General features: G+C 39.5%; 8 protein-coding genes. 4 read left to right on the top strand and 4 right to left on the bottom strand.

What is annotated here, in order from left to right; genetic code table 11:
- Both Q0212_RS03510 and hisS read right to left on the bottom strand, forming a co-directional pair.
- Positions 1–671 (bottom strand): tetratricopeptide repeat protein (locus Q0212_RS03510; RefSeq protein WP_297922296.1); only part of this gene is annotated, 671 nt, incomplete at its 3' end.
- A 2-nt stretch (positions 672–673) separates the two neighbouring features.
- Positions 674–1,966, bottom strand: a complete 1,293-nt coding sequence (gene hisS, locus Q0212_RS03505; protein ID WP_297922294.1) for a histidine--tRNA ligase — start codon at positions 1,964–1,966, stop codon at positions 674–676.
- A 169-nt stretch (positions 1,967–2,135) separates the two neighbouring features.
- Here hisS and Q0212_RS03500 point away from each other — a divergent pair, with 169 nt between their 5' ends.
- The 3 genes from Q0212_RS03500 (at position 2,136) to Q0212_RS03490 (ending at position 3,678) form a co-directional block, all read left to right on the top strand.
- Entirely contained in the window at positions 2,136–2,477 is a 342-nt protein-coding gene (locus Q0212_RS03500) for a histidine triad nucleotide-binding protein (protein WP_367175546.1), read from the top strand.
- A 93-nt stretch (positions 2,478–2,570) separates the two neighbouring features.
- Positions 2,571–3,209: a 2-polyprenyl-3-methyl-6-methoxy-1,4-benzoquinone monooxygenase gene (gene coq7, locus Q0212_RS03495; protein WP_297922288.1), complete on the top strand. Its 639-nt coding sequence runs from the start codon at positions 2,571–2,573 to the stop codon at positions 3,207–3,209.
- Positions 3,202–3,678 (top strand): DUF4442 domain-containing protein, encoded by a 477-nt coding sequence (locus Q0212_RS03490; protein ID WP_297922285.1) that lies wholly within the window; start codon positions 3,202–3,204, stop codon positions 3,676–3,678. The genes coq7 and Q0212_RS03490 overlap by 8 nt, the downstream gene beginning before the upstream one ends.
- Here the strand turns inward: Q0212_RS03490 and Q0212_RS03485 are convergent.
- Together Q0212_RS03485 and Q0212_RS03480 are read right to left on the bottom strand one after the other, a co-directional pair.
- The gene (locus tag Q0212_RS03485) at positions 3,668–4,135 is read right to left on the bottom strand and encodes a hypothetical protein (protein ID WP_297922282.1); all 468 of its coding nucleotides are present in this window, start codon (positions 4,133–4,135) and stop codon (positions 3,668–3,670) included. The two genes, Q0212_RS03490 and Q0212_RS03485, sit on opposite strands and share 11 nt — an antisense overlap.
- A 5-nt stretch (positions 4,136–4,140) precedes the next feature.
- A complete protein-coding gene (locus tag Q0212_RS03480) occupies positions 4,141–4,560 on the bottom strand; it encodes an OsmC family protein (RefSeq protein ID WP_297922280.1) in 420 nt (139 codons plus the stop codon).
- Between the two features lie 269 nt (positions 4,561–4,829).
- Here Q0212_RS03480 and Q0212_RS03475 point away from each other — a divergent pair.
- The coding region (locus tag Q0212_RS03475) for a cyclic nucleotide-binding domain-containing protein (RefSeq protein ID WP_297922277.1) at positions 4,830–5,083 on the top strand (254 nt) is incomplete at its 3' end.

The raw sequence follows: 5,083 nt of genomic DNA, 5'->3' as shown, positions 1-5,083 counted from the left end.
GGACGTTTGATTTCGGTCATTTCTAAGCCAACATCTGCCATTTTCATTTCTAACAAGGGACGAGGCTCTTTGCGCTCTACTAAAGCAGTCATTGCTGCTTGATAAGCTTTTTGTGCGCCAGCAATATCACCATTTGCTTTTAACAAATCTCCACGCAATTCTTCACGACTAGGCGTAAATGCTGGATTAGTATCGGCTGCCAATAATGCCAAAGCAGCTTTATTGTCACCTTTTTCAGACAAAACCATCGCCAAGCGAATAGTGGCAATACTTTTTAAACCTTCATCACCTTTTTCTTGATTAAGCACAAAACGCAAATGTTTTTCGGCTTCTTTATAGTCTTTTAATTCAATAGCACGTTTAGCCAACAAAAATGCAGCATTTGTTGCATAAGGTGTTTTACTAAATTCTTGCATTAACTTTTGACCTTCACGTTGCAAATCAGTATTTGCTGCTTTGTCATCTGAGTTTGCAGCTAATTTTTGATAAGCATCTTGAGAGGCTTGATAGGCATTTGCGGCTAATGCGGCTGTTTGTAATTGGCTTTGTTGCCAATAACGCCAACCTGCAAATACTGCTAGGGCAATACTTGCCCCAACAATGATTGGCGTACCATAGTCTTGCCAAAAGCGTTTGAGGTTTTCTAGTTGTTCATCGTCATGTGTACTCACGCTTATGCTCCTAAATGCTGTGCTAAATATGTGCAAATATCTGCTTGATTAACTTGTTGCTGCTCGCCTGTTTTTAACCACTTAACCGTGACTTTTTGTTCAGCGACTTCATTTTCACCTAATAATAAGGCGGCTTGTGCACCCGTTTTATCAGCGCGTTTTAATTGATTTTTAAATTGACCACCACCACAGTGGCTTACAATACGATAATTTGTTAAAGAGTTCCTTAGTAGTTCTGCTAACAACAACGCCTGATTAATGGTATTTGCTTCAGAAACAAGGTAAATATCGGCTTCGCTACTGTCGTTTTGTTGTTGTAAGGTATCCAACAACAACACCAAACGCTCTAAACCTATGGCAAAACCCACGGCAGGTGTTGCCTGTCCGCCCAATTGTGTGACCAAACCATCATAACGACCACCCGCGCAAACTGTACCTTGTGCACCTAAGGCGGTTGTAACCCATTCAAAAACGGTTTTGTTGTAATAATCCAAACCACGTACTAAACGAGGATTAACGGTATAGGCGACACCAGCCGCATCTAATACCGCTCTTAAACTGGCAAAATGTTGTAAAGATTCTTCATCTAAATAATCAAATAATTGAGGAGCATTGGCTAAAACTGCCTGCGTTTTAGCATCTTTACTGTCTAAAATACGCAAAGGATTGGTGTTTAAACGACGTTTTGAATCTTCATCTAAACTATCAGTATGTTGACTTAAATAAGCTACTAATGCGTCTTTGTAAGCTTGACGAGACACACTTTCACCCAAGGTATTTAGTTCTAAACGAACAACCTCACTCAAACCTAATTCACGCCACAAACGTGCGGTCATTAAAATTAATTCGGCATCAATATCCGCCGATTTCATGCCAAAGGTTTCAACACCAAATTGATGGAATTGACGATAACGGCCTTTTTGTGGACGCTCATACCTAAACATTGGCCCTGTGTACCATAGGCGTTGAGTTTGGTTGTAGGTTAAACCGTGTTCTAAACAAGCACGCACACAACCAGCTGTGCCTTCAGGACGCAAGGTCACAGAGTCACCACCTTTGTCTTCAAAGGTGTACATTTCTTTTTCAACAATATCAGTGACTTCACCAATGGCTCGTTTAAACAAAGGCGTATTTTCAACAATGGGTAAACGAATTTCTTTATAGCCATATTGATGCATCAACTGTCTTAATACCTTCTCAACCGCTTGCCAACGTTGTGTAGTAACAGGATTTTCTTTGGTGGGGATAGGTAAAATATCATTCATACCACGAATGGCAGTGATTTTGACGGACATGATGGATTCTCAAGGCTATAAAAAGACTAATAGCAGTCTCTAAACTAAAAACAGCGTAATTTACGCCAGTTATGATTAATGAGCAAGATTTAACAAGAGCACACCGCTTTTCAGCACATAAAACTCATGATAATTTAGAAGATTAACTGTTAATCATTAGGATACGATGATGGATTGTATTTTTTGTAAGATTGCGCAAAAACAAATAAAAGGTAATATCGCTTTTGAAAACGATCGTGTGATTGCCTTTCATGATCTTTTTCCCCAAGCCCCGACACATATTTTAATCATCCCCAAACAACACTACACCACCCTAAACGATGTGCCTGTTGAACAAGGTGCTATTTTGGGTGAACTCATGACAACCGCCGCTCAACTCGCAAAAGAACTGGATGTTGCAGAATCAGGCTATCGTGTGGTGATGAACTGTAATGCTGATGGGGGTCAAAGTGTTTATCATATCCACTTGCACTTATTAGCAGGCCGTCGTTTAAATTGGCCACCAGGTTAATTAGTCTTGCCTAAGGATTAGGGTTTGTTGCCCTCTCCCACAGGAGAGGGAGAAAGTCATTGGATCACCTCTGTTTGTTATTTGAGCCTCATTATGCGCCGTTATACTTTAGCTGATACTCTTATTGGTCATGCCGATCAGGTGTTAAAAACCTTAACTCCCAATACCGCACCAGCCCTACGTGCTAATCCAGCTCAAACACACGAAACTCCGCCATTAGACAATAAACAACAACAATTGATTGCAGGTTTGATGCGTGTTAACCACACTGGTGAGGTTTGTGCGCAAGCCTTGTATCATGGTCAAGCCTTAACGGCGAAACTACCCACTGTGCGCGAAGAAATGCAGCGGGCTGCCCTCGAAGAACAAGACCACTTGGCATGGTGTGAAGATCGCCTAAAAGAGCTAAACAGTCATATTAGCGTGTTAAATCCTTTATGGTATGGCTTATCCTTTGGTATTGGTGCAGCGGCTGGTTTAGCAGGTGATAAATGGAGTTTAGGGTTTGTTGCCGAAACCGAAAAACAAGTATGTAAACACTTAGAAAGTCATTTAGCCCAAATTCCTGAAAACGACCAACGTAGCCACGCCATTTTGACCCAAATGCACGTTGATGAAGATCATCACCGCCAACAAGCGTTGGCCGCAGGTGGTGTAGAATTGCCACCTCCCGTAAAAAAATTAATGGGCATTGTTTCTAAAGTGATGACCAAAACGAGTTTTTATGTTTAAGACCTTATTTCCCAAATCGCTAAAACTCAAATTATTATTAAATACCTATTTACCTTTTTTGGGTGCAGGCATTCAAATTACCCACGTCAGTGATGACTTTCTAGAAATTGATGTGAAAATGCCGCTTAATAAACGTAATAAAAATTATGTGGGTACACATTTTGGCGGTAGCTTATATGCAATGACTGACCCTTTTTTGATGTTAATGCTCATGGAGAATTTGGGCAAAGACTACATCATTTGGGACAAGGCCGCGCATATTGATTTTATTAGTCCTGGTCGTGGCACTGTTTATGCCCAATTTAGACTTAGCCCCAAAGAAATTGGCCAAGTTAAAGTTGCGGCCGAATCGGGCAAAGCCATTTGTCCAGAATACACCGTTGAAGTTTTAGGTGAAGATGGCAAAGTAGTCGCTAAAGTCATTAAGACGTTATATGTCAAAAAGAAACAACGTACTATTACTCAATAATCAGTTCTTGCTTAAAATTATCGACATTAAAATGTAACGCTGCCTTTTGAGATGGGCAACAATGTCCATCTTTATCTGTCCATTTATAGCCATTAAACACAATGGTTCTATTTTCTAAATAAGCCATATCACCCAAAAAATCCATATCTGCCATTTTAAAATTTTTAATCAGTTGATATTTATCGTGTTTAATCATCACTAAGCGTTTGGCAACCCCATTACCTGTACAGCTAAACGCAGTAAATAAAATCGCGGTCAGTTGTTTATCAATAGTTAACACTTGTGATAATGGCATATACAAGCCTTGTCGTCCTTGACATTGAGTGGCGAAATACACAACACGATAACCACGTTGTTTTTCATCATTTTTAACCACATTAAACGCTTTTTGCAAATCATCTGCCCATAAGTCACTACTTAAAACAAACAGGCAAACAATTTGCAAAAATCTAAACATAATAATTACTCAGCCACAATCTCATAATCATGGGTAATCACCACACCACCTGCACTTAACATCGCCGACGCAGAACAATACTTTTCGGCAGATAATTCAACTGCTTTTTTCACTTGTGCTTCTTTTAACTCTTTACCTGTGACAATAAAGTGTAAATGAATTTTAGTAAACACCGCAGGAACAGCGTCTGCACGTTCAGCACTTAACTCCGCACGTACATCGGTCACTTGTTGACGCGCCTTTTTTAAAATAGTGACTATATCAAAAGAGGCACAACCGCCTAAACCCATTAATAATAATTCCATAGGACGAGGGCCAATGTTGCGACCACCATATTCTGGCGCACCATCTAAGACTAAAGCATGGCCACTACCAGACTCAGCAACAAATGACACATCTTTTACCCATTGAATTGCAGCTTTCATACAAAATAAACCTTTTTGTTCGACAACTTTTAACGATAATATAAACAACTAATGTTAATTAGTTCTTAATTTTGTTACAAATACTCTGTTATTGTACAAAATAAGACTTATTATATAACCATAACGACAATGAAAAAGTTATATCCTTGGTTTCATCATCACATAATAGCTTTTTCATGATAGGATTTATGTAATTTATAACGTTTAAAGATACCATACATAAATTCTCTAAGGTGAACACCACATAACTAAAGATTAGGAATGCACCTATGCCTATTATTCCTGCTGCGGAACGTATTCCGTATTTACAACCTTTTTTAGAGCAATGCCATTTACGCCAGTATCCCTCTCGTGCAGCCATTGTTCATGCAGGCGATGCGTCTGACTCTTTATTTTTTATCGTCAAAGGTTCGGTATCGGTTGTGATTGAAGATAGCGAAGGCCGCGAAATGGTCGTTGCTTATTTAAATGCAGGTGACTTTTTTGGTGAAATGGGTTTATTTGAAGAAAAGCCTGTACGTTC

This window comes from uncultured Agitococcus sp., assembly GCF_937920075.1.
In the GTDB taxonomy this organism is placed as follows: Bacteria; Pseudomonadota; Gammaproteobacteria; order Pseudomonadales; family Moraxellaceae; genus Agitococcus.
The sequence above is the reverse complement of the archived record's forward strand: the minus strand, read 5'-3'. Positions and strand labels throughout refer to the sequence as shown.

What these genes read in the sequence shown, in the direction of transcription:
- hisS (WP_297922294.1), bottom strand. Translation starts at nt 1,966, where the DNA reads ATGTCCGTCAAAATCACTGCCATTCGTGGTATGAATGATATTTTACCT.
- Q0212_RS03500 (WP_367175546.1), top strand. Translation starts at nt 2,136, where the DNA reads ATGGATTGTATTTTTTGTAAGATTGCGCAAAAACAAATAAAAGGTAAT.
- coq7 (WP_297922288.1), top strand. Translation starts at nt 2,571, where the DNA reads ATGCGCCGTTATACTTTAGCTGATACTCTTATTGGTCATGCCGATCAG.
- Q0212_RS03490 (WP_297922285.1), top strand. Translation starts at nt 3,202, where the DNA reads ATGTTTAAGACCTTATTTCCCAAATCGCTAAAACTCAAATTATTATTA.
- Q0212_RS03485 (WP_297922282.1), bottom strand. Translation starts at nt 4,135, where the DNA reads ATGTTTAGATTTTTGCAAATTGTTTGCCTGTTTGTTTTAAGTAGTGAC.
- Q0212_RS03480 (WP_297922280.1), bottom strand. Translation starts at nt 4,560, where the DNA reads ATGAAAGCTGCAATTCAATGGGTAAAAGATGTGTCATTTGTTGCTGAG.